Here is a 19,755-nt window from a genome sequence, read left to right as displayed (position 1 = left end):
GCCGCGCTGGCGCGTGCTCAGCCGCTCTTCCGCGGCGTTGTGCGCCGCATGTGCCACAGGGCGTAGACCGGGACCGCGATGCCCATGAAATTGCAGTAGGCCACTATGTCGAAGAAGCCGACGGCCCCACCCAGGGAGTCGGCGAGCGTGGAACTGGCCAGGACGATCACGCCGAAGTAGATGACGTTCAGCAGGATCGCCCGAACGCCGGCACCGGTCTCCTCCAGCGCGGTGAGCGCGGCCAGCACGGGCCCTTGGAACACGTAGGTGAGCCCGACGGTGCTCAGGTAGGAACCCGCCACCGCGGACACGCTCGCCTCACTGCTGAGCAGATGTGCCACCGGATGGGCAACCGACCACAGGCCCACGGCGATGACCACATAGACCATGGCCGAAACCTCTAATCCGCCGCGTAGCGAGTCGTATGCGCGGCTTCCCTCACCGGCGCCCCGCTGCTGGTTGATGACGATGGCCGTCGCCGTTCCGATGACGGTGCCCGGCAGCAGGACGAAGTTCTGCAGTGTCATGGCGACCGAGAAACCGGCCACGGTGTCCGCGCCATAACGTGTCAGTACCGCCAGGACCGCGAAGTTGTACCCGGAGATGACCAACAGGGACGCGGCCACCGGCAGCCCTATCCTCCTCAGCCCGGAGAACGCGTCGTCGAGCGCCCTCGGGGCCGCGGCACGCGGATGCCACAGCTCGGTGCGCCGCAACATGCCGCACCCCACGGCCAGTCCTCCGATCGCCGCGGCGCCCTGTCCGAGGGGAACAGCCGAGACGCCGATCCCCGTGCCGAGCCCGAGACCCGCTACGCATCCCACTTGCAGCGTCGCGGTGCACAGGGTGAGGACGGTGGCCAGTCGTGCATGGTTGTGACCACGCAGGCTGGCGGCGCACAGCTCCGGGCCAATGCCCAGCACACCCACGATGCTGGTCCAGCGCAGGAACGAGACGAATACCGGCCGGATCCCCGGGGCGACGTCGAGTACGTCGGCCAGCCATGGGGCGGCGGCGGCGAGTGCGACGCATATGACTGTCACACAGGTCAACCAGATCCGGGCCAGAGCCGCGGCGTGTGCCATGACCTCGTCCGGCCTGCGCCTGCCCCTGCTGGTCGCGGCGGCGGCCTGGTGGGTGACGGCGAACGCCACGGTGAGAGCCAGCAAGAGGTAACTGATGGGCTGGTACAGGGATCTCACGTAGACAGCGTCTTGCCCCATGCGGCCCAGAATCGCCACCACGCTCAGCTGGGCCAGGAAGTTCGTGGCCTGGGACGCGAAGAAGGGAAGCGCCATGGTGACCACATCCCGCCGTGCCTGCGCTCTCTCGGTAGGAGAGGGACTGCGCACATCTTCCTCCTGTGTCGTACGTCCAGAGGCGGTCCTGAACGCCGCTGGCAAGTACCGTGCGACCGGCGAGGGGAGCCGGGTGCCTGGCGGCTGTGCCGCTCCAGGACCGGCTCCGGCTCCGCGCGACGCCGGTTCCGCACGACGCCATTCACACATGTTCTCGGGTACCACGGCCCGGTCCAATCCCTATCGGCCGGTCGAAGCGGCTGCCCGCATGGGCACATCCGAACAGGCAGGGCGCAGTGGACCGACGTGGGAGCAAGTGGTTTTGGACGCCTCGTCCGATGCGCGGTCCAAGGTGCCGAACAACCTGGCCGAAGGTTTAGGTAATTGGACCGCCTTTGGGGTGCTACCGAGTCCGGAGGACTTCACGGATCCTGTCAAGGGGCGCGTGCCTATGACAACAGGAGGTATCAGTGACATCCCTGGCCGCGGTATCGGCCTATCTGCCTGCCCATGCTGAGCCGGTGGTGGAGTACCTCAAGGGCTTCGGGCTCAGCGAGCGGGAAATAAAGATCTACAAGCAGTACTACGGCTTCGGTGAGGTCCATCTCGATCAGGAGGTCGGCCTGGCCGGTCAACTGATCGCGGCGGGACGGTCCTTGCCGGAACTGCAGGGCCGGCAGCATCTTGTGCGCTACATCGTGCAGGCCAGGACCATGCCCGTGATCGCGCCCTATCCGATCAATCCGCTGCACGAGGCGCGGGAGGCACTGGGACTGACGCACGCGCAGGCCTTCGCGCTCAGCCAGCAGGCGTGCGCGTCGGTGCTGATGTCCGTGGAACTAGCCGGCCGGATGCTCGCAGAGGACGGAGACCCGGACGCCTTGGCCCTCGTCTTCGTAGGGGAGAAGACGTTCACCGACGATGCCCAGGTCCTCGGCGTGACCGCGGTCATGGGCGAGGGGGTAGCGGCAATCCTCGTGAGGGCCGGCGGCGACCGGGACCGGGTGCTGGGCTTCGCCACCCGCACTCACGGCAAGTACCACCGTGGCCCGAAGATGACGCCCGAAGACCACAGCGATTGGGGGGCGGCCTACACCTCCGGACTGACCGAGGTCATCGGGGCCGCGTTGGACCGGGCCGGGCTCGACATCGACGAGATCGACTATCTGCTGCCGCACCACGTGAACCGCCTGTCGTGGCTGAAGGTGCTTGCGGCACTCGGGATGAAGGACCGGGGACGGCTCGTCATGGAGAACCTTCCACTGGTCGGACACTGCTTCGGCGCGGACCCCTTCATGAACTACCACACCCTTCGCTCCGACGGCCGTCTGAAGCCGGGCCACCGTTACCTGATGACCGCGGTGGGACTGGGTGCCACGTTCTCCGCCATGGTCTTCGAGCACTGACCGGAAGGAAGCTGCAGACGTGTACATCGGACCGAGGCCGGACGATGAACGTGCCGGACTGCGTCTGGCCCGCGTGGACCACCTGACCTTTGCCGAGCGTGGCCCATTCGACGAAGTTGATCGCCAATGGGCCAAAGACCTGTGGGAACTCTACGGCTTCAGCTGGGACGACTCGTATCTCGAAGGGGGTCGTGTTTCGTTCCTGGACATGGTGAAGGCCATGGCGGACCACTTGGGCCCGCTGGCCGAGAACCTGGACGTGGCGGTGCTCGCCAACTCGACCACTGACGCGGAGACCACCTTCGCGCTGCCCTACCTCGAACAAGCGGCGGGGGGCATCGGCACGGTCTTCGGGGTTTCGGACCAGGGCAGCGCCGCGCCCTTCACGAGCCTGCGACTGCTGACGTCCACGCTGTCTCAGGGCAGCAGCGGCCGCGGTCTGGTCCTTGTCATGGACCAGACCGCCCTGCTGGCGGGGCCCCCGGTCCCCCCCGACCTGAGGCCGGAGAGAGACACGGCGGTGGCACTGCTTCTGGAACGGGACGGCACGCTTGGAGCGCCGGACATCCGGCAGCACGTCACCAAGTCCGCGGGCGACGTCGTCGACCGGTTCCGCGAGGCCGCCGAGAACACCGACGGCCAGTCCGTCATCGTGATCTGTCGGGCTCACGTCGCCCCCTACTGGGCCAAGACAGGAGTGAAGGAGACGGAGATGCTGGTGGCACCCGAAGGGCAACCGTGCACAGCGCTCTGGTCAACACTCGCCGACTACTACGAGCAGCGGCTGCCGGGGGGCGACCAGCACATCCTTCTCGCCGACTACGACGAGCGTCTGGGATATGTGAGCAGCTGCCTTCTGAACACCGGGGGTGCACGGTGACGACCCATGTGAGCGAGGAACCGAACAACGTCGACCACCCGGCCGACTACGGCAACTGGACCTGGGACGGTGTCGGCCGCGACGAGGCGGAGAGCGGCCCGATCCGAGACCTGGCCGCCTTTCACCGCCGCCGGGCCGGCGACGATTCCGCACTGTGCGGGCCCGGCGGCCATGCCTTGGTGCCTGCCACGATGCTCGGCACGATCGGCCATGTGCAGACCGGGAGCAGACGCGTGGCGCGCGAAAGTGCCGCCGAGACGGTCAGGGTCCTGCCCGTACTGGACGATGTCGCCGTGATACGGCTGGACGCGGCGGCGGGAGCCGGTGCCCCAACGGATCTCCGGAGCATCGCGGAGCTGGGCAGGTTGCGGCACGCCTGGTCACGGAAGCTCCACGAAGCGGTCGTCGCACATTTGTCCGGACGCAGCAACAGCAGCGGGCGCCTGCTGGACCAGCAGTTGGTGAAGGGCACCTTGGCCGACGCCACTATCGGGCACTGGGAGGCGGAGTGCGTGTTGAACGCAGCCGGTGCCGACCTCGGTGACGTGGAGTGGCTGCACGTCAAGATCACTGAGATCGACCGCGTCCTCCTCAGGCTGCTCGGAGCCCATGGCTTCACTGTGGCGAGTCCGGGACGAACCGCACACCTCTCGGAACTGCTCGCCGATACCTATGTGGGAAAGGCTGATCACGATGGAACTTGACGCCCGTTTGGAGGCGCTGCGCGGACGTGGCCGCGAGTTCGCCGAAGCGATCCGCCCGTACGGGCTCGACCTCGACCGGGATCCGTCATTGATTCACAAGGACCTCGGCGTACCGATGCTCCGCGAACTGATGACGTTGCATGCGCCCCCCGCCTATCGTCCTGCACCATTGGTCGTGGGGAAGCATCGCTTCGACTTCGAGACGACGGTGGAGAAGGTCGTCTTCTTCACGGAGGCGGCACGTGGTGACGCCGGCTTCGTCCTCAGCGCTCCCGGCGCCTCCCTCTCCGGCCCCATCGTCGCTGCGCTCGGGGACGATCACCAACAGGAGTGGTTCTTCGGGCGCTTGGCCGCAGCACCGACCTGGACGTTCTTCGCGCTGACGGAGCCGCGCGGCGGCTCCGACGCCAGCGGCATGACGACCCGCCTCACCGCTGACACCGAGCGTGGCGGGCACGTGCTCAACGGCGTGAAGCGGTACATCGGGAACGGGGCACGTGCACAGATCGGCGTGACGTTCGCCATGCGTGGCCGCGGCCCCCTCTCGGCGAGCGCGGTGCTCATCGACGCCGCCGATCCCGGATTCCACGCTGTTCCCCTTTCCACGATCGGTCTGCGAGGGGCTCAACTGAGCCAGCTCACCTTCGATTCGGTGCATGTCGCGCCGGAACGACTGCTCGGCGCCCATCTGCCCGCCACACGTGGCGGCCTGTGGGGGTGGCTGCGCGTCTTCAACCTGTTCCGTCCCCTCGTGGCCGGCCTCGGCCTTGGGGTGGCCCGAGCCGCGTACGACTACGTGGTCGAGCACCGAAAGGAACTGAGCCCGGCGCGCAGGGACGGACTGCGGTGGGCACGGCAGGAGATCGATTCGGTAGGGCGCTTGACCCTGAGCGCTGCCGCCGCGGTGGACCAGGATCCGTCCCGCGGCCACCTGGGCTCGGCGGCAAAGGTCCGAGCCGCAGCGCTGGCCGAACGCATGGCCCTGTATGCGGCCGGCTGTTTCGGTCCAGGCGGACTCCTGGACCACCCCTACCTTGAGAAGCTCGTCCGGGACTCCCGCGCCATCGAGTTCATGGAAGGCACCAGCAACGTTCAGCGCATGAACATCATCAGTGCCACACAGAGGCGGTAGGAGACACGGCCCGGGGCGGGCGGTTCAGCGGAGCCCACGCATCGCTCAGGGGCACAGAGGCGCGTCCGCGGAACGGAGCTTCAGGACCTGTGAAGGGGGAGACCCGCCCCCGCCGACACCACGGCATGACGGACGTCCACCGCTGTGCCCGCGATCCCGCAATGCCGGCTTCCGGCCGGCCGCCATAGAAAAAACTCCATGCCCAAAGCGACTGATTGCCACAGAGGAATCAATTCCATTATCGTTCTGCACATGCGTGATAGAGAGTCTGGATTCCTCGTCCGTCTGCGCACACTTCTCGGTGTGGCACCCACTGCCCCGCTGGTGTTCCTCGGGAATTTCGAAGTGGAACGCCAATGGGGAGAAAATGAACCAGGCATACCCACTTTCAACTTTCCGTCATCCGATGTGCTGGTCAACAGGATGGACGAGTTCACGCTGAATTTGGCCGGGCCGGATGACATCGTCGTTCTGAAGCGGCATCCGGATGCGGACTATCTCGCGTATCTGGAGAAGCTCGGCCGGCGGCTGCCTCGAATCCTGACTCCGGAAGTCAGCGATCCTGGACGAGACGTCACGGCCGACGCTCTCGCCGACGGCAGGCTGCTGGCGGAACTGTCCGGTCTGCGGGCGCGGGGAGCGATGATTGTCGCCCACGGGGTGTCCGCCCGCGAGGAGCGGCTGTCCGAGTTGACCGGACTGCCGCTGGGAGCCCCCACTGCAGCGGTCTGCAAGGCCGTCAACAGCAAGGTCTACAGCAGGGAACTGGCTGACCGCCTCCAGTTGCGTCAGCCGGCAGGCCGGTGGTGCGACAGTCTGGAGACCTGGCAGGAGGCCGCGGAGTGGGCGCGCGGCCTTCTGCGGAACGGTGCCGAGGTCGCCGTCAAAGACGCCTATGGCGTCTCGGGCAAGGGCATCCTCCAGATCACCGAGGAGGCCAGGCTCGACCAGCTCAGCCGGATGTTCACCTCCAGGAGCGAGCGGCGTTCGGACAACCGGCTCGGCGTGGTGGTCGAGGAATGGGTCTCGAAGGAAACCGACCTCAACTATCAGTTCTCTGTCGGCCGTGACGGCTCCACACGCCTCGACTTCGTGAAGGAGGCCCTCACCGAGAAAGGCGTACACAAGGGACACCTCGTTCCCGCCCGTATCACCGCCGTCCACCTTGAGGAGATCAATTCCGCTGCCCGGAGTATCGGTACGGCGCTGGCTGCCGACGGTTATTTCGGAGTGGTGGGGATCGACGCGATGATCGATCCCGCAGGTGGACTGTATCCGCTGACCGAAATCAATGCGCGCAGCAACATGTCGACGTACCAGGAATCCCTCCTGGAAATGCTGGCGCCGGCAGGCTGGACCGCGCTGGCCCGGCACTACGACGTCACGCTGCGCCGGCCTCTGCCCTTCGCGGAGCTGCAGGGTGTCCTCGGGGACCTCCTTCTCGGCCCGGACAGTGACGCCGGAGGACTGATCGTCAACAACTTCGCGACGGTCGGCTCCGGACTCAGTGCGGGGGGCTCAGGGCGGCTCTACGGCATTGTGCTCGGCTCCACCTTGGATCAGGTGAACACGTTGGACAAACAGATCACGCAAGCCTTGGCGCCATGGCAGGAGGGCACAAGCGCATGAGCGGCAACACTCCCGACGTCGGGATATTCCAAGGAACGTCCGCGGCGGAACTGGCCGACCGGTTCGGCACACCACTGTACGTCTACGACGCGGACACACTCGCCGCCCAGTTCGAGGATCTCCGGTCGGTACTGGACGAGTCGGTCGAAATCTTCTTCTCCATGAAGGCCAACCCGAACATCGGTGTCTGCCAGGTGCTGCATCGGCTCGGGGTCGGCGCCGAGGTGTCGTCACTCGCGGAGTTGACCACCGCCGGCCGCGCAGGAGTGCCCGCCGACCGCATCATCTTCCTGGGTCCTGCCAAGAGTGCCGAGGAACTGGCGGCCTGTGCCCGCGGCGAGGCCGGACTGCTGATCGCCGAGTCCCTGGCGGAACTCGATCAGTACGACGCCCTGGTGGGAGAGCAGGACAGGGGACCGGCGGAGGTGTTGCTGCGGGTGAACCCCGAGTTCTCCATCAAGGGAGCCGGTCTGACCATGGGCGGCAAGCCACGCCAGTTCGGCATCGACGAGGCGGAACTGAGGGCTTGCGGACCAGTGGGCGACCGGTGGCGACACCTGAGGGTTGTCGGGATCCAGGTGTACATGGGCACCCGCATCCTGGACGAGTCCGTGATCACCGCGAACACCGAGCGCATCCTCGAACTCGCCGAGCAGCTGACCGAGCGACTGGGCTGCCCCCTGGAGATCGTCGACATCGGCGGCGGCCTCGGCGTCGCCTACTTCGAAGGCGAGCGGGACCTTGAGACCAAGGTGCTCGCCGAGCAGCTCAACCCGGTCGTACGGGCGTTCCGCGACCGCCACCCCGACACTCGTGTGCTGATGGAACTCGGCCGATACCTCACGGCCACGGCCGGGACCTACATCGTCAAGGTCAGGTACGTCAAGGAGTCCTTCGGCGAGCCGTTCGCCGTGGCCGACGGCGGTACCAACCACCACATGGCAGCTGTCGGCACGGGCTCGTTCGTCAAGCGCAACTTCCCCGTGGCGCTGCTGAACCGGTCGGCGGAACTCGATGACCGTCACTGGCATGTCTCCGGGCCGCTGTGCACTCCCAACGACCTCCTGGTCAAGAAAGCGGCACTGCCCCGGCTCAAGCCCGGTGACCTCATCGGCATCACCAGGTCCGGCGCCTACGGCCCCTCCGCATCGCCCGGGCTCTTCCTCAGCCACGGGTATCCCGCGGAGGTCGTCGTGCTGGAGGGCACCGCTCATCTCGTGCGGCGGCGCGACACCGTCGACGATCTGCTGGACAAGCAAAAAGCGATACGGATCCCTTGAGAAGGAGTGGAAATGGTACAGGAGCAGGACATCATCAAGGTGCTTGAGCAGGTCCTCAACAAGGAGCTGCCCGATGCCACCGCGGACACCCGGCTGTTCGAGGACCTGAGCCTCGACTCGACTGCCGCGCTGGAGGTTCTGATGGGGGTCGAGGAGAGCCTGGGAATCGCCTTCGAACCCGAGTCCCTGGAGCCGGAGCACCTTCAGACCGTTGGTCGTCTCACCGCGTTCGTCCGCTCTCAGAAGTGACCGGTCGGGCATCGCCGACCGGCCCCGACCAGACAGATCCCCCGCGCCGAACGGGCCTTGCCCTGAGCTGGGCCGACACAACCCCGCCGTTCTTCGACGCGCCAACCGATCCGAGAAAGGGATGGCAGTGCAGCGCAAACCCCGGCTCGGCGTCGTCTACGACGTCGGATCCGCGCACCCACGGGAGATCTTCCTCGCAAGCCGTCGCCTGTGTGAACCTGTCTTCCTGGTCCACCACGACACGGCCGGACCCGGCACGACGGAGATACCCACCGGTGCTGTCGACCTCACGGGTGCGAGCCCCGCGCAGGCAGCGGGGATACTGCGGGATCTGGACATCGAGCACATCACGACGTTCAGTGACCGGCAGCTCGTCCGTACCGCGGAGATCGCCGAAGCGGCCGGCCTGCGTTTTCTGTCCGTCGAGGCGGCTGTCGCCTGCACGGACAAGCTCGTACAGCGCCGCACACTGGCCGAGGCCGGTATCGACACGATACGTATGGCGCCGTTCACCGCCGCAGGCGCGTTCCCGATGGATGTCGGACTGCCCTTGATCGTCAAACCCCGGTACGGCGCGGGCAGCGTGGACACTCTCCAGATCAACTCTCCGGCCGAGGCACAGCAGTGGGCCGGGGAGATGGCGGAGCGGAGCAGAACTGTTCCGGGAACATATAGCGAATTCATCGTCGAGGAGTTGCTCCAGGGCGACAGCAACTGGGCGGGACCGGATTTCGGGGACTTCGTGTCCGTCGAATCGATGGTCGAGGCCGGACGTGTCCGTCACCTGTGCGTGACCGGAAAGTTCCCGCTCGCCGCGCCGTTTCGGGAAGCCGGCATGCTGGTGCCGAGCACGGTCTCCGCCGAAGTGGAGCAACACTGCCGTGACCTGGCCGAGGCTGCTCTGCGGGCACTCGGAGTCGACAACGTGATCACCCACACAGAGATGAAACTGACCTCGACGGGTCCCAGGATCATCGAGGTGAACGGTCGTCCTCCGGGCTACACCTCGGAGCTGCTGCGCCGTGCCACCGGGGGCCGGTTCGACATGGTGGGAGCTGCCCTCCGGATCGCCCTCGGGCTGCCGGCGGGTGACTTGCCCGTCCTGTCGGACCAGGTCACCTACGTCTACTTCCTGCAGCCGCCGCTGGACGCCATCCGGCTGATCGCCATGAATGAGCCCGGAGCGGTCTCCTCAGTCCGAGGCGGTGTACGCCGCTTCGATCCATATGTCCGCCCGGGGGCGAGCCTCGACTGGCGCTGGGGCACAAGTGGACACATCGGACTGATCCTCGGTGAGGCGGCCGACCATCAAACCGCCCTCGCCGAAATCGACGCAGCGATACGCGCGCTGGACGTCACCTATGAACTGGGAAAGGTATCTCGCATGCATGACGAGCTCCCTCAGGACAGCTCGACCCGGGCTGCACCGGGGTACGAGGAATACGAAGAGGTTCTTCGCCGGAACCTGCCGTACGCGAAGGACAAGTCGCTCACCGGTGACAGTTCGTTGCAGGATCTCGGACTCGATTCCCTGGGGACCGTGCGTCTGCTGGCCGATCTGGAGGAGACCTTCGACTGCGAGTTGCCGGATGAGGCGCTGGAGGAGTCCACATTCGCGAGCGTCGACTCGTTGTGGCAGGCGTTCCGTAACGCCACCGTTCCGGCATGAGCGGCCGGTGAGTCAGGTAGCCGGGCGTGCCGTCGGCCGGTCGCACAGTGTCGCCAAGGAGGAAGCCGAAACATGCCCATCGTGTGCGCGGCACATGAACTCATCGACAGCGACGTGTACGTCGACCTGCAGCCTCTGCTGGGGCGCAGGATGTACATGAAGTGCGATGGCTTCAACTTCGGCGGTTCCGTCAAGATGCGAGCCGCCGTCGCCATGGTTGAGGCCGCCGAACGAAGTGGACGCATCAAGGACGACACGGTCCTGGTGGAGTCTTCGTCGGGGAATCTCGGCGTCGCGCTGAGCGTGGTGGCCGCGGGAAGGGGACTACGTCTCCGCTGCGTGACGGATCCCCGGTGCAACGAGGCATCCATCAAGATGATGCGTGCGCTCGGCACGGAGGTCGTGGTCGTGGAGGACATGCATGCCTCGGGAGGCTATCTGCGGACCCGCAAGGACTACATCCGCAGGCTGTGTGCCCAGGATCACCGGTTCCTGTGGCTCGATCAGTACACCAACGAGGCGCACTGGAAGGCTCACTACGAGACGACGGCTCCGGAGATCGCCAAGCAGTTTCCCGAGCTGGACGTGCTGTTCGTGGGCGTGGGGACCGGCGGAACAGTCATGGGCTGTGCCCGATACTTCCGCGACAACGACGCTTCCGTGCGCGTCGTCGGCGTGGACGCCGTGGGCTCCGTCACGTTCGGCCTGCCGCCGGCCACCCGCTTCATACCCGGCCTGGGTGCCAGCGACCGGCCGCCGCTCGTCGACCGGTCCCTGCTCGACGACGTCGTGCATGTCACGGAGGCCGAAACGGTCCGGACCTGTCGCATGTTGTCCCGGCACGGCTATGTCTTCGGCGGATCCACCGGAACAGTGTTGAGCGGCGCGTTGGGCTGGTTGCGGCGCAGCGATCCCGACAGACGGCTGACTGCCATGATGATCGCCCCCGACATGGGCGACAGATACCTGGACACGATCTACAACGACATGTGGGTACGCGACCACATCGGCGACAACGTACTGGATGCCGTCGGCCCGGAAGAGGAACTCATTCGATGAGCGATCGAGAAGCACCGTCTTTCGCAGTGGTGCCGGGAACATCGGTGCGGCGGATTCTCGCCGGCCAGGAGCGCAAGGTCATCGACCTCATCGAATCGGCGTATCTGCTCCACGGAGCCGGCGACACGATCAATCCCCCTTCCTACTTCCTGCGTTTCCCGGAGCGGCCCAACGCCCGTATCATCGCGCTCCCCGCCAGTGTGGGCGGTGACGTGGGGACCTCGGGGCTGAAGTGGATCGCCAGCTTTCCGGACAACGTCGGCGCGGGTCTGCCCAGGGCCTCCGCCGTTCTGCTGCTCAATGACGCCGAAACCGGCTACCCATACGCTTGCCTGGAGAGTTCCGTGATCAGCGCGAGTCGCACAGCCGCTTCGGCTGCACTCGCCGCCGATGTCCTGGGGCGTGGCCGCAGATCCCGTGGCCGGGTCGGTTTCATCGGCACCGGTTTGATAGCCCGCTACATCCACACCTTTCTCGCATCCGCCGACTGGCCCTTCGAACAGATCCGGGTGTACGACACCTCTGCCGAGCGGGCGGGCGTCTTCGCCGGGCGACTGGATGACATCACGGACATTCCCGCGCTGGTGTCCACCAGTGCGGAGGAATTGATCCGCGAGAGCGACGTCATCGTGTTCGCGACCACGGCCGGCACTCCCTACGTCACCGACCCCGCCTGGTTCGGACACGCGCCGCTGGTCCTGCATGTCTCGCTGCGCGACGTGTCACCGGAGGTGGTGCTCGCCTCGACGAACATCGTCGATGACGTAGAGCACTGCCTGAAGGCGAACACCTCGGTCCACCTGGCTGAACAGCTGACGGGCAACCGCGACTTCGTCCATGGGACGCTCCACGACGTTCTCACGGGCGCGCTCAAGGTACCCACCGACGAGACGGTGCTGTTCTCGCCCTTCGGCCTCGGCGTGCTGGACCTGGTCCTGGGCTCGTACGTCTACCAGGAGTGCCGGCGTACCGGTGATCTCACGATGGTCGACGGCTTCTTCAGCGAGCTGGACACGCTCACCTCCGTCAGCCGCCACACGACGGAAGGCGTTGACGCCCCGTGACCGGAGAGGCGGCAGCACCGCACACGTCCCGTGTGCGCGATCTCGTTCCCGCGCTCGGCACTCTGCGGATCTCCCCTGCCGAAGCGCACCTGGCCGTGCGACTGAGCCTACGGCGCGGCCGTCCGCACGACATGCCGATCGACGCCGCGGACACCGTTGTCGGCCATGTGCTGAAGTGGGCCGACCGCACCCCCGAGGCCCTGGCGATCACCGGGGCGAGCGGGGACATCACCTATGGGGACCTGGCCCGCAGGGTGGCAGCCGTATGCGTCCACCTGACACAGAGCGGTCTTCGCCAGGGCGGTGCGGCCGTGGTCGCCGGGCCCCGAAGCGCGGACTCCGTGATCACGTTCCTGGCGTTGGAGAGCCTGGGCATCGTCTACGTCCCCCTGGACGCGAACTGGCCATCCGACAGGATGACCGACGTGATCCGGCGCAGCGGCGCCGACCACCTCATTTCCTACCACCGCGACGCCTCGGCCCAGGAACTCGCCCGTGCCACGGCCCGGGCAGCCGACGTCACCGGGGTGCCGCTCGTGAAACTGCCGGATGCAGGTGACCTGATCCGGACGGAGAAACCGTCCGGGCTGCGGACACGCTGCGAGGACCCCACCGAGCCGCGATACGCGTTCTTCACCTCCGGCACCACCGGCACGCCGAAGGGTGCCCTGATGGAGCACCAGGGCATGCTGAACCACCTGTGGGCGAAAGTCGTGGATCTTCAATTGGAGCAGCGGGACGCGGTGGCTCTGACCGCGCCGCTGACTTTTGACATCGCCATCTGGCAGATGACGGCGCCTTTGCTGGTCGGCGGACGCATCTCGGTGTTCGACGACCAGGACCTGGCCTTCCCCCGTTCTCTCGCAAGGCGTCTGCGGGAACAGGAGGTCACCGTTGTGGAGTTGGTGCCGACCGTCCTGGAATGGCTTGTGAAGGCGGCCGGTGTCAAAGGGGCCGAATCTCTGCGTCTGGTGCGCCGCATCGTCTCCACCGGCGAGGAACTGACTCCGCAGCTGGCGGAGCAACTGCTGGCCAAGCTGCCGCAGGCGCAGGTGGTCAACGCTTATGGTTTCACCGAGACCTCCGACGACGTGACGCATCATGTGGTGGGGGTGGCCGATCTCGCCGCCGCGCGGCTGCCGGTGGGTTCGCCCGTGATCGACTCGGTGTTGTACGTGCTGGTCGCCCTCGACGGGCAAGAACACGGCTGGCGTGCCGCACGCCACGGCGAGAGCGGCGAACTGTTCGTCGGTGGACTGCCTCCGGGGATCGGATACCTGGGTGATGCCCCAGCGACCGAGGCCGCGTTCTTCCACGACGTGTTCGACCCTCACTCGCCGACCGGACGTCTGTACCGAAGCGGCGACGGCGTCATCGTGGAGAACGGGTGCGTGCGGTATCTGGGCAGGCTGGACCGCCAGGTCAAGGTGGCTGGGGTCCGTATGGAACTTGGTGAGATCGAGGCCGCACTGCGCCGCCACGCAGCTGTCGCAGACTGCGCAGTCGTCGCTGTGGCCGACAGAACCCGTGGCACGGGGAAGGAACTGGTCGGGCACCTCGTCCTGCGGGAAGATCCGCCGCCGGTGGAGGAACTGCACGCCTACCTCTTGGCGACGCTGCCTTCCGCGATGGTTCCGCGTCATTGGCGAACGCACACCGCACTGCCTGTCACCGGCAACGGGAAGACCGATCACCGAAGCCTCGCCAGGCTCTCGGAGGCACGATGAGTGACTGTGTAACGGCGTCCGACGGATGCCGACTGTGGACGGCTTCCGAGGGCACGGGCCCGCCGATCGTCTTCGTGCACGGCGGACCAGGTCTGTGGGACATGTTCGGCGACCTGGCGAAGACTCTTTCCTCCTCGTTCACCACCCACCGCTGGGACCAGCGCGGCTGCGGCCGCTCCCCGTGGCCGGGCCCATACAGCCTGGAGCGGACCCTGGAGGACCTCGACGAGGTGCGCCGGCGCTTTGGCCACGAGCGGATCACTCTGATCGGCCACTCCTGGGGCGCCAACCTGGCGCTGCGCTACGCCCTGCTCCGTCCGGAGCGCGTGTCCCGCCTCGTCTACCTGTCCGGCACCGGCATGGGGCGGCCGAAGGACACCGACTGGCGGCGGATGCGCAACATCATGAGCCCCCATCTGGCCCGCATCGACGATGTGCTGCGTTCCGACCCGTCGCCGGAGCGCGACCGGCAACTGCTGGCGTGGCGGCTGTCGTTCGGGTTTGCCGATCAGGAGGCCGGTCGGCGCCTCGCCGCCCGGCTGACCGACCCGTGCTTCACGTTCAACCGCGCGTACGAAAGGGCACTGGCGGGGGAGACGGCTCAGCTCACCGAAGAGCAGGGGGTGGAGGCGTGCTCCGCCCTGCGGGTGCCGACGCTGGTGCTGCACGGCACGCGCGACAGCCAGCCCCCGGCGGTGACCGACAGCCTGGTCGAGGCGCTGCCGCTGGTACGGCGAGAGCTGATAGACGACGCCGGGCACTACCCGTGGGTGGAACAACCGTCGGTGACCGAGAAGGCATTGCGGTCCTTCCTGACAGAGGACCACGCTGCCGGCTCCTCCACGACGTCCGGGCGCACCTGACCGGCCGCATGACTCTCTCACCTGCCCGGCCTCGGTCTTTCCTGAGGTCCGCCGACCAAGTCGGCGGGCCGTTTCGCGTTCGGCGGCCGACCGCCGCCGCGGTCACCTCCGTCCGCGGCGTCGGCGAGGACACCTCGCGCCCCTGCCTCCGGATTCCGCCGGGTCTCAGCCCTTGGACCACTTCTGGTTGTCGTCGCCGGAGCAGGACCACAGCTGGAGCCGGGTGCCGTTCGCCGTGCCGTTGTCCCGTACGTCCACACACTTGTCGGCGAGGCCGCTGACCAAGTCGTGGCTGGAATTCAGCACGAACCGCTGGGCCGAACCGGCGTCACAGGCCGCCAGTTCGAGGTCCGTGCCGTCGGCGGTCGAGGAGCCGGTGAGCCGCACGCACATGCCGAGGGCGCGCATGGTCCCGTCCGCCGCGAACGTCCAGTGCTGCGAGGCGGAAGCCGAGCAGTCCCAGATCATCAGCGGTGCGCCCCGCACGGCTTTGCCGCCGACTACGTCGATGCAGCGACGCGAGGCATGGCTGAACACGGCCACCCCCGGTGCCGCGGCCTGCGCGTTCGCCTCGGCCTTGGCCGGCTCCTTCGGTGCGGTGATGGCCTGCTCGCCGGAGGATACGGGTTCCTCGCTCGACGCACTGCCCGTGGGCGAGGCGGACGTGTGCTTCGCCGGACTGTCGGACTTCTTGCCGGACTTGCCGCCGGACACACTCACCGAGGGCGTCGCCGGCCCGCCCAGCTCGTCGATGGCATCCATGCCGTGGCCGTCGGAGTCGATGACCACCGACGCACCGTCACGCTTGTGGTCGTTGTCTCCGTTGACCAGGCCGAGGGTCAGCCAGACACTGCCCGCGGACAGCAGCCCCACGATGGCCACGACGGCCAGGGCACCACTGAATCCCTCGCGCCGGGCCTTGCGGCCCGCGGGCCTGCCCGCCGGTGCGAGCGGTACGACGATGTCCGAAGCGTGGTTCCGGCCGGCGTCACCGCGACGTCCGAAGCTCCCGCCGGGCCGGTCACCGGCGGCGGTGTCCACCCGGCCGCCGGCCCCCGAGGACACGGATGCTGCCACGGGGCCGCGGTCGGTGTTCCCTCGCGACCCGAGCGACGAGAACTGGGTGAGCCGGGGCAGCGAGGTGCCTTCCCCGGCCACGACGGGTGCCCGGTCTCCGCTTTCGGGCACGGTCGGTTCCCCGTCGTCGGCCGCGGTGCCGTCCTGGGCGGGTCTGGAAGCGGAACTGATGGATCTGGCGCTGCCCGGAACTCTCTTGGGGAGATCCCGCGCCGACCGGGGCGTGTGCGGAGACTTCATGTGTTCCTTTCGAACGAGGCGCGGGCCACGGGCCGGCCGTGGAGCGGGTTGTTTCCGATCGGCCCTCTGGGCGGTCCGGCCCTGCCACACACGCAGCGGATCCGCCGCATATCAGGTTCACCCTTACGACATGCGACTCATACCGGCTTGCGAGTGAGGACTCGAACCGGCGCACCGGACTCTGCGGCCGACTCGCGGTATTGCCGGTCGGGGCGGGAATCCGTGGAAGACGCCGTCCGTTCCGGCCGCGTCGTGCGAAGAGCCTGCCGGGACGCCTCGTCGGAGAAGTCGGCGCGGATCAGCGGGGTGGTGTCGGTCTGCGGCAGGGTCTTCACGGACGGATCTCCTGGAAAGGGCGGGCGGAGCCCAGGGGGCACGACCCGGCACACATAGTGCGCGCATGCTAGCGGATTCACCCACTTACACCCATCAGGTCATCACCTTCTTGACAGGTGATGGATGGGAGGCGGGCCGACACGGCGCCGCCCGCGGGGCGCAGGGGTCCGGGTTCCGGCAGTCATCCGACCGGGAAACCGAAGGCATCCGGAGCCGGTGACGCAGTCATTCGACTGATGTATGCGCAAGGTCGGCTCCAGGAGGCTGGGTGAACCCCAGCACCCGCGGATCCCCGCCACAGTTAGGTACGTATCTCTGATGACATGTGTGTCGCATGGCGCACCTGAAACGCTCGGTCAAGACGATTGAGCAACATAATAGTTGTCTTAAGTAACGATATTGGGTCATATGTGGCCGCGCAGGCCCTGTGTGAGGAGGTGATGCGCCGGCTCAGTGTCATCGGATCCGTGCGCCGGGTGCTGGGCCGGATCCTCCCGGACGGCCTCTCCAGCGGATCCGCCGCCGGGCTCGCGGCGTTCGACCGCCACGGCGAATACGCGTCGGCAGGCTCACGGAGCTGCTCGCTGTCGGGCAGGTCGGTCACCAGCCGCCACGTTGCGCACCTGGCCGCGCGGGCTTGACCGACCGCAGCCCCGATCCCGCCGACCGGCGCTCACGCATCCTGCGCCTGACCCCCGGGAGCCGGGCCCGGCTCGCCGAACTGTCCGAACGCATCCCCGGATGCTCGCTGGACGGCTGGAGCGACGAGGACGTCCGCCGGCTGACGTGGCTCATGCCCGGCTCCTGGCGCCACCGACGCCCCGTGGACCGGACAGGACCCACGTGCCGGGCCGCCCGGAAACACCACGTCCCCCATACACCCCGCTGCCACCACGTAAGGAAAGAAATCCCATGACCACCACCCCGAGCGCCGGTGTGCGGGCTCACACCCACCACGCAGGAGGGTCTCCCCACGCGCCGATGACGCACGCGCAGATCATGCGCGCGCTGTCGGGACTGCTGCTCGGCCTGTTCGCCGCCATCCTGTCCTCGACCGTCGTCACCAACGCGCTGCCGAGGATCATCAGCGACCTCGGCGGCGGCCAGAGCGCCTACACCTGGGTCGTCACCGCCTCCCTGCTGGCGGTGACCGCGTCGACCCCCCTGTGGGGCAAGCTCGCGGACCAGTTCAGCAAGAAGATCCTGGTCCAGTCGGCGCTGGTCGTCTACGTCGCCGGTTCCCTGGTGGCCGGCCTGGCGCAGAACCCCGCGACACTGATCAGCGCCCGCGTCATCCAGGGCCTGGGCGGCGGCGGTCTGTCCGCGCTGGCGCAGGTCGTCCTGGCCGCGATGGTCTCCCCGCGCGAGCGCGGGCGTTACTCCGGCTACCTCGGTGCGACCTTCGCCGTGGCCACGGTCGGCGGCCCGCTGCTCGGCGGTGTCATCACCGACACCAGTTGGCTCGGCTGGCGCTGGTGCCTCTTCGTCGGCATCCCCTTCGCGCTCGTCGCGCTGGTCGTGCTGCAGCGGACGCTGAACCTTCCGGTGCTCAGGCGCCAGGTCAAGGTCGACTGGGCCGGCGCCTTCTTCGTCACCGCCGCCGTCTGCGTCCTGCTGGTCTGGGTCACCTTCGCCGACGACAAGTACGACTGGCTGTCCTGGCAGACGTCCACGCTGGTCGGCGCGTCGATCGTGCTGACAGCCGTCTTCCTGTTCGTCGAGACGAAGGTCGGCGAACCGGTCATCCCGCTGCGGCTGTTCCGCAACCGCACCATCGTCCTCGCCTCGGCCGCCTCGCTGTTCGTCGGCATCGTGCTGTTCGCGGGCACCGTCTTCTTCAGCCAGTACTTCCAGCTGGCGCGCGGCGACTCCCCGACGAAGTCCGGCGTCATGACGATCCCCTTCATCGCCGGCCTGTTCGTCTCCTCCACGCTCTCCGGCCGGATCATCACCCGCACCGGCAAGTGGAAGGGCTGGCTGCTGGCTGGCGGTGTCCTGCTGACGGCGGGCCTCGCCCTGCTGGGCATGCTCCGCTACGACACCCCGTACCTGTTCATCGCTCTGTGCATGACGCTGATGGGCCTCGGAGTCGGCATGACCCTGCAGAACCTCGTGCTGTGCACCCAGAATCAGGTGGCCCCGGACGACCTGGGCGTCGCGTCCTCCACAGTCACCTTCTTCCGGTCCCTCGGCGGCGCCGTGGGCGTCTCGGTGCTCGGTTCCGTCCTCACCACCCGGATCGGGCACTACGCGCGGGAGACCATCACCCGGCTCCGTCCCGAGGACCGGGCGAACGCCGCGAAGGCCCCGGGCGGCGGCGAACTGCCGGATCTGAACCTCCTGCCCGCCCCGGTCCGTACCTGGCTGGAGAGCGCCTACGGGCACGGCATCGGCGACATCTTCATGTACGTCGCCCCGATCGCCCTGATCGCCTTCCTGCTGACGGTGTTCATCAAGGAGGCCCCGCTGAACGCCTCCAGCGGCCTGGCCCAGGCCGCTCAGGCGACACACGAGGTGCGGAACACCGAGGCCGCCGCCGCAACGCCCGTACCGGCACCGGCAGTCGAAGCCCAGGCCCAGGCCCCCGCTTCCGACGGCATCCCGGTCCGCGGCCGGGTACGCGGGGCCAGGAGCGCGCCGGTGCCGCAGGGCGCGGTCACACTGACCTCCCTGGAAGGCGACCAGCTGAGCCGGTCGGCGATCCAGGGCGACGGCTCCTACACGCTGGACGCCCCGGGCAGCGGACCGTACGTCCTGAGCGCCTTCGCCGACGGCTACGACGCGCACAGGTCCACGATCGTCGTGGACGAGCAGGCGGTCGTCCACGACGTCCTGCTGACGGCACCGGTTGGCTGACCGAGCCGGGCACGCCGGTGCCGGTGCCCGGACCGAGCCGGGCACCGGCGTGCCCGCGGCGGGCCCCTGCCGCCGCGCATCTGCTCGCCGCTGTGACCGGTGACGGGCCGACCGTCACGCAGCTTCGAGTACCGGACAGGACGAATGGAATCACCCGCTTCGCCGGGCTGTCGGCCCCGTTCGACATGACCGGGGTGGCCGTGACGGCCGATGCCCTGCACGCACAGCGTGGCCACGCCCGCTTCCGGGGCGAGGACAAGAAGGCGCACCACGCGCTGTGCGTGAA

General features: G+C 67.6%; 17 protein-coding genes. 14 read left to right on the top strand and 3 right to left on the bottom strand.

Translation table 11 applies throughout. The features are described 5' to 3' along the window. Window positions 1-17 precede the first annotated feature (17 nt). Window positions 18-1,298 carry an MATE family efflux transporter gene (locus tag ACFVUT_RS22295; protein WP_389653521.1) on the bottom strand — a complete coding sequence of 427 codons (1,281 nt, stop codon included), beginning with the start codon at window positions 1,296-1,298 and terminating at the stop codon, window positions 18-20. Window positions 1,299-1,768: 470 nt separating this feature from the next. On the opposite strand from ACFVUT_RS22295, the gene ACFVUT_RS22290 reads away from it, so the two are divergent. The 12 genes from ACFVUT_RS22290 (at window position 1,769) to ACFVUT_RS22235 (ending at window position 14,960) form a co-directional block, all read left to right on the top strand. Next, window positions 1,769-2,704 (top strand): 3-oxoacyl-[acyl-carrier-protein] synthase III C-terminal domain-containing protein, encoded by a 936-nt coding sequence (locus tag ACFVUT_RS22290; protein ID WP_389653518.1) that lies wholly within the window; start codon window positions 1,769-1,771, stop codon window positions 2,702-2,704. A 19-nt stretch (window positions 2,705-2,723) separates the two neighbouring features. Further along, window positions 2,724-3,584, top strand: a complete 861-nt coding sequence (locus ACFVUT_RS22285) for a hypothetical protein (RefSeq protein ID WP_389653515.1) — start codon at window positions 2,724-2,726, stop codon at window positions 3,582-3,584. Between the two features lie 8 nt (window positions 3,585-3,592). Further along, window positions 3,593-4,288, top strand: a complete 696-nt coding sequence (locus ACFVUT_RS22280) for a hypothetical protein (RefSeq protein ID WP_389653513.1) — start codon at window positions 3,593-3,595, stop codon at window positions 4,286-4,288. Continuing rightward, window positions 4,278-5,420: an acyl-CoA dehydrogenase family protein gene (locus ACFVUT_RS22275; RefSeq protein WP_389653510.1), complete on the top strand. Its 1,143-nt coding sequence runs from the start codon at window positions 4,278-4,280 to the stop codon at window positions 5,418-5,420. Before ACFVUT_RS22280 ends, ACFVUT_RS22275 begins: the two co-directional genes overlap by 11 nt. A gap of 303 nt (window positions 5,421-5,723) precedes the next feature. Next, entirely contained in the window at window positions 5,724-7,049 is a 1,326-nt protein-coding gene (locus ACFVUT_RS22270; RefSeq protein ID WP_389653506.1) for an ATP-grasp domain-containing protein, read from the top strand. Further along, window positions 7,046-8,329 carry a type III PLP-dependent enzyme gene (locus ACFVUT_RS22265; RefSeq protein WP_389653504.1) on the top strand — a complete coding sequence of 428 codons (1,284 nt, stop codon included), beginning with the start codon at window positions 7,046-7,048 and terminating at the stop codon, window positions 8,327-8,329. The genes ACFVUT_RS22270 and ACFVUT_RS22265 overlap by 4 nt, the downstream gene beginning before the upstream one ends. Before the next feature lie 12 nt (window positions 8,330-8,341). Then, window positions 8,342-8,578, top strand: a complete 237-nt coding sequence (locus ACFVUT_RS22260) for an acyl carrier protein (protein ID WP_389653501.1) — start codon at window positions 8,342-8,344, stop codon at window positions 8,576-8,578. 127 nt (window positions 8,579-8,705) lie between these two features. Further along, window positions 8,706-10,247: an ATP-grasp domain-containing protein gene (locus ACFVUT_RS22255; protein ID WP_389653499.1), complete on the top strand. Its 1,542-nt coding sequence runs from the start codon at window positions 8,706-8,708 to the stop codon at window positions 10,245-10,247. 72 nt (window positions 10,248-10,319) lie between these two features. Then, complete coding sequence (sbnA, locus tag ACFVUT_RS22250) at window positions 10,320-11,306, top strand: 2,3-diaminopropionate biosynthesis protein SbnA (protein WP_389653496.1); 987 nt, start codon at window positions 10,320-10,322, stop codon at window positions 11,304-11,306. After that, window positions 11,303-12,370: a 2,3-diaminopropionate biosynthesis protein SbnB gene (gene sbnB, locus ACFVUT_RS22245; RefSeq protein WP_389653493.1), complete on the top strand. Its 1,068-nt coding sequence runs from the start codon at window positions 11,303-11,305 to the stop codon at window positions 12,368-12,370. The genes sbnA and sbnB overlap by 4 nt, the downstream gene beginning before the upstream one ends. Window positions 12,371-12,402: 32 nt before the next feature. Further along, window positions 12,403-14,097: an AMP-binding protein gene (locus tag ACFVUT_RS22240; protein WP_389653490.1), complete on the top strand. Its 1,695-nt coding sequence runs from the start codon at window positions 12,403-12,405 to the stop codon at window positions 14,095-14,097. Next, complete coding sequence (locus tag ACFVUT_RS22235) at window positions 14,094-14,960, top strand: alpha/beta fold hydrolase (RefSeq protein ID WP_389653487.1); 867 nt, start codon at window positions 14,094-14,096, stop codon at window positions 14,958-14,960. Before ACFVUT_RS22240 ends, ACFVUT_RS22235 begins: the two co-directional genes overlap by 4 nt. 165 nt (window positions 14,961-15,125) lie before the next feature. On the opposite strand, the gene ACFVUT_RS22230 is transcribed toward ACFVUT_RS22235, so the two are convergent. Both ACFVUT_RS22230 and ACFVUT_RS22225 read right to left on the bottom strand, forming a co-directional pair. Further along, entirely contained in the window at window positions 15,126-16,148 is a 1,023-nt protein-coding gene (locus tag ACFVUT_RS22230; protein ID WP_389653484.1) for a ricin-type beta-trefoil lectin domain protein, read from the bottom strand. 266 nt (window positions 16,149-16,414) lie between these two features. After that, the gene (locus ACFVUT_RS22225; RefSeq protein WP_389653481.1) at window positions 16,415-16,612 is read right to left on the bottom strand and encodes a hypothetical protein; all 198 of its coding nucleotides are present in this window, start codon (window positions 16,610-16,612) and stop codon (window positions 16,415-16,417) included. A 441-nt stretch (window positions 16,613-17,053) separates the two neighbouring features. Between ACFVUT_RS22225 and ACFVUT_RS22220 the strand changes: the two genes are divergently transcribed. Both ACFVUT_RS22220 and ACFVUT_RS22215 read left to right on the top strand, forming a co-directional pair. Beyond that, on the top strand, window positions 17,054-17,254 hold the full coding sequence (locus ACFVUT_RS22220) for a hypothetical protein (protein WP_389653478.1): 201 nt from the start codon (window positions 17,054-17,056) through the stop codon (window positions 17,252-17,254). 271 nt (window positions 17,255-17,525) lie between these two features. Then, the gene (locus ACFVUT_RS22215; protein ID WP_389653475.1) at window positions 17,526-19,469 is read left to right on the top strand and encodes an MFS transporter; all 1,944 of its coding nucleotides are present in this window, start codon (window positions 17,526-17,528) and stop codon (window positions 19,467-19,469) included. Window positions 19,470-19,755: the final 286 nt, after the last annotated feature.

Source organism: Streptomyces sp. NPDC058051 (assembly GCF_042885475.1).
Classification (GTDB): domain Bacteria; phylum Actinomycetota; class Actinomycetes; order Streptomycetales; family Streptomycetaceae; genus Streptomyces.
This window is presented reverse-complemented; position numbering and strand designations above follow the sequence as displayed.

Bases quoted from the DNA above. Each gene is read 5' to 3' on its own strand.
- ACFVUT_RS22295 (WP_389653521.1), bottom strand. From the start codon at position 1,298: ATGGCGCTTCCCTTCTTCGCGTCCCAGGCCACGAACTTCCTGGCCCAG.
- ACFVUT_RS22275 (WP_389653510.1), top strand. From the start codon at position 4,278: ATGGAACTTGACGCCCGTTTGGAGGCGCTGCGCGGACGTGGCCGCGAG.
- ACFVUT_RS22265 (WP_389653504.1), top strand. From the start codon at position 7,046: ATGAGCGGCAACACTCCCGACGTCGGGATATTCCAAGGAACGTCCGCG.
- ACFVUT_RS22260 (WP_389653501.1), top strand. From the start codon at position 8,342: ATGGTACAGGAGCAGGACATCATCAAGGTGCTTGAGCAGGTCCTCAAC.
- sbnA (WP_389653496.1), top strand. From the start codon at position 10,320: ATGCCCATCGTGTGCGCGGCACATGAACTCATCGACAGCGACGTGTAC.
- sbnB (WP_389653493.1), top strand. From the start codon at position 11,303: ATGAGCGATCGAGAAGCACCGTCTTTCGCAGTGGTGCCGGGAACATCG.
- ACFVUT_RS22235 (WP_389653487.1), top strand. From the start codon at position 14,094: ATGAGTGACTGTGTAACGGCGTCCGACGGATGCCGACTGTGGACGGCT.
- ACFVUT_RS22220 (WP_389653478.1), top strand. From the start codon at position 17,054: ATGCGCCGGCTCAGTGTCATCGGATCCGTGCGCCGGGTGCTGGGCCGG.
- ACFVUT_RS22215 (WP_389653475.1), top strand. From the start codon at position 17,526: ATGACCACCACCCCGAGCGCCGGTGTGCGGGCTCACACCCACCACGCA.